Source organism: Acinetobacter sp. YZS-X1-1, from assembly GCF_000804305.1.
In the GTDB taxonomy this organism is placed as follows: domain Bacteria; phylum Pseudomonadota; class Gammaproteobacteria; order Pseudomonadales; family Moraxellaceae; genus Acinetobacter; species Acinetobacter variabilis.
The window spans coordinates 1-3,063 of record NZ_JWHB01000061.1 but is presented as its reverse complement, the minus strand read 5'-3'; the positions used below and the strand labels follow the sequence as shown (position 1 = coordinate 3,063).

Annotated in this window: 5 protein-coding genes; 3 read left to right on the top strand and 2 right to left on the bottom strand. The window is 36.6% G+C overall.

The window, feature by feature from the left end; all coding sequences use genetic code 11:
* A partial coding sequence (locus RJ01_RS15465; protein WP_034171731.1) for an IS6-like element IS1007 family transposase occupies nt 1-554 on the top strand: 554 nt, incomplete at its 5' end.
* Nucleotides 555-688: 134 nt separating this feature from the next.
* Here RJ01_RS15465 and RJ01_RS15460 read toward each other — a convergent pair.
* The gene (locus tag RJ01_RS15460) at nt 689-1,018 is read right to left on the bottom strand and encodes a four-helix bundle copper-binding protein (protein WP_026055492.1); all 330 of its coding nucleotides are present in this window, start codon (nt 1,016-1,018) and stop codon (nt 689-691) included.
* 216 nt (nt 1,019-1,234) lie between these two features.
* Between RJ01_RS15460 and RJ01_RS15455 the strand changes: the two genes are divergently transcribed.
* Nucleotides 1,235-1,939, top strand: coding sequence for an IS6-like element IS1008 family transposase (locus tag RJ01_RS15455; RefSeq protein ID WP_001067790.1), 705 nt, complete (start codon nt 1,235-1,237; stop codon nt 1,937-1,939).
* Nucleotides 1,909-2,361 carry a hypothetical protein gene (locus tag RJ01_RS15450; RefSeq protein WP_227504451.1) on the top strand — a complete coding sequence of 151 codons (453 nt, stop codon included), beginning with the start codon at nt 1,909-1,911 and terminating at the stop codon, nt 2,359-2,361. The genes RJ01_RS15455 and RJ01_RS15450 overlap by 31 nt, the downstream gene beginning before the upstream one ends.
* Before the next feature lie 147 nt (nt 2,362-2,508).
* Here RJ01_RS15450 and RJ01_RS15445 read toward each other — a convergent pair whose 3' ends face one another.
* Entirely contained in the window at nt 2,509-2,898 is a 390-nt protein-coding gene (locus RJ01_RS15445) for a tautomerase family protein (protein WP_034171729.1), read from the bottom strand.
* Between the last annotated feature and the right edge of the window lie 165 nt (nt 2,899-3,063).

Sequence of the window (3,063 nt, the reverse complement as noted above, 5' to 3'; positions counted from 1 at the left end):
TTCAGCGTTATGCTCCAGAAATGGAAAAACGTTTACGTTGGTATTGGCGTAATCCTACAGATCGACATTTATGGCATCTGGATGAAACTTACGTAAAAGTGAATGGCAAATGGGCATATCTATACTGTGCAGTTGACCAACGTGGCCATACTCTTGATTTCTATCTTTCTGCTAGACGAAATACCCATTCAGCTTATTGTTTTCTTGGTAAAATTTTGAATCATGTCAAAAAATGGCAGATTCCACGAGTCATAAACACTGATAAGGCTCATACCTATGGCCGTGCTTTGTCGCGACTAAAACAGGAAGGAAAGTGTCCTGAAGACTTGGACCATCGACAGATTAAATACAAGAATAACGTGATTGAATGTGATCATGGCAAGCTCAAACGGATCATCAAGGCTACGTTGGGATTCAAGTCTATGAAAACGGCTTATGCCACAATTAAAGGAATTGAGGTTATGCGTGCTCTACGCAAAGGACAAGCTTCATTATTTTATAACGGTAATATTCTAGGAGAAGTTTGGCTAGTAAATAGAGTTTTCGGTCTCTAAGCTTTTTTGAAGGGAAAATCATCGACTCAGATCCCTATTTGCAACAGTGCCGTTGTTAGTGGTTTGACCCACTAACAACTAACACGTTGGCTATTCATTGAGTAAATCCTAAACTCAACTAATTCTTTTATTTATCAGACAACCATTTTTCGACATTCGACGGCACATTCACGGCAAGCATCAGCACATTGCTGGCAGTGTTGATGCTCATGTTGGCTACATTCATCTGCACAGTATTCACAAGCCTTGGCACAAAGCTCACAAATTTCTTTCATAAAAGGAGATTCATTTTGCTGCATACGAGCACAGAGCTGACAAATATCTGCACAATCTAGACAACGCTGAATACATTCTCGCATCATCTCCAGATTTTCTTCTTTTAGACAGGCATTTGCACAACTGGCACAGGTAAGGTAACAGCTCATACATGCCTTTGCGCAATCTGAAAATTGGATATCGTTCATCATACTTACCTAAAGTCACTTGATTTAGGAATAAGCTAATCAAAAAAAAAGATATACACTAGGACGATTAGGTAAGGGAAAGTAAAATAGTCATAGATTTTGTTAAATGGTTTTAGATGCTGGCTTTGAGTGATTTAGCTGCTCATGTATTCAGGCACTGTTGCAAATAGGCTGACATGATAAGCTAAATATCTTATTTATTTCGAGATACAGCAGATGAATCCCTTCCATGGTCGGCACTTTCAAGGTGAAATCATTCTTTGGGCTGTTCGTTGGTATTGTAAATATGGCATCAGCTATCGTGAACTTCAAGAAATGCTCGCTGAACGGGGTGTGAATGTTGACCACACCACAATTTATCGTTGGGTTCAGCGTTATGCTCCAGAAATGGAAAAACGCTTACGCTGGTATTGGCGTAATCCTACAGATTTACATTCATGGCATATGGATGAGACTTATATCAAAGTGAAGGGGCGATGGACTTACCTGTATCGTGCAGTTGATCAACGTGGTCATACGATTGACTTTTACCTTTCCGCTAGACGGAACAGTAAATCAGCCTATTGTTTTTTAGGAAAAATCTTCAATACGGTGAAAAAATGGCAAATTCCACGGGTCATCAATACAGATAAAGCAGCGACCTATGGCCATGCTTTATCACGGTTAAAGCGAGAAGGAAAATGTCCAGTAGATATTGAGCACAGGCAGATTAAGTATAAAAATAATGTCATTGAATGTGATCATGGTAAGTTAAAGCGGATCATCAGGGCCACATTAGGATTCAAATCTATGAAGACGGCTTATGCCACAATCAAAGGTATTGAAGTCATGCGTGCACTACGTAAAGGACAAGCATCGTCATTTTATTATGGTCAGCCTCAAGGTGAAGTGTGTCTAATCAACAGGGTTTTCGGTCTCTAAGCACTTTTAAAAAGGAACTTCATCGACTCAAATCTCTATTTGCAACAGTGCCGAAATTAGACACATATAAGACATTTTTACAAAGGAAAGAATTTTTTAAGAAAAATTCAAAATTTGAAAAATATGGTCTGACTTGTTACCCAAAAAAAGTGGCTGATAATTTCTATGGTTGTTATGGGAAATCCAAAGAACAGGATGTTGCTGGTGTTTTATTGGATGTAGTTGCTTTAGAAAATACGGTAGATAATCGATTTGTTCAAATTAGAGGAGAGAGTTATGAGCCCAATAAATATGGCGGTATATGGGTTCAGTGGGAAACGAATTTAAATAATTGGGACAAATGGCAAGAGATAGATAGTGCAATTTGGCGCTTATTAGGTACATGGAACTCTGCTCCATCACCTCAAAAACTAACTAAATAGTTCCCCATTTAACATAATGGCTGTTATACGCAATAAAAAAACCTGGGCACCAACCCAGGTCTAAAATTTAAAAAACAGATAAATATCAGTGCAATAAACTCATTTTTCTAATTTCGCATAACGTGTATTATGTTAATTTTAGGAAATTTAAACACTTACCTGATAATTTAACTGTAGTTCATCCGCATTTTCCCCTCTAATGCCCCAGTTTTCTTTAGGAGTTTCAAATATAGTTATCTCAACATCATTTGAATCAATACCGCATAGATTGTTTATATTTTCGAATAGAGTCTTAATAAATGCTTTTTTAGTCTCTTTTGTTCGTCCATCGAACATGGAAATTTCAATAATTATATAAGATGTACTGCGGTCTGCTGGATATATAAAATTTTTGGATTCTAGTGGAATAAAACGTTGAAACCTTTTTTCTTCAGGGTATTTTAATTCTTTAACTAAAGCCTGATGGATAGCTTTACTTAAATTATCACGATGTAATTCTATAGTTTCATCTAAAGCATAAATTTTTATCTGAGACATTACTTTCTCTAAATTAAAACCCTAATTTTAGCTTAATCTCCCCCTCCCATTTAAGATAATGGCTGTTATACGAAATGAAAAAACCTAGACTCTGGTCTAGGCTTAAAATTTAAAAAATGAATAGCTATCGATTTTGTAGACACCTTTTAGTTAGATAAAAAAGCA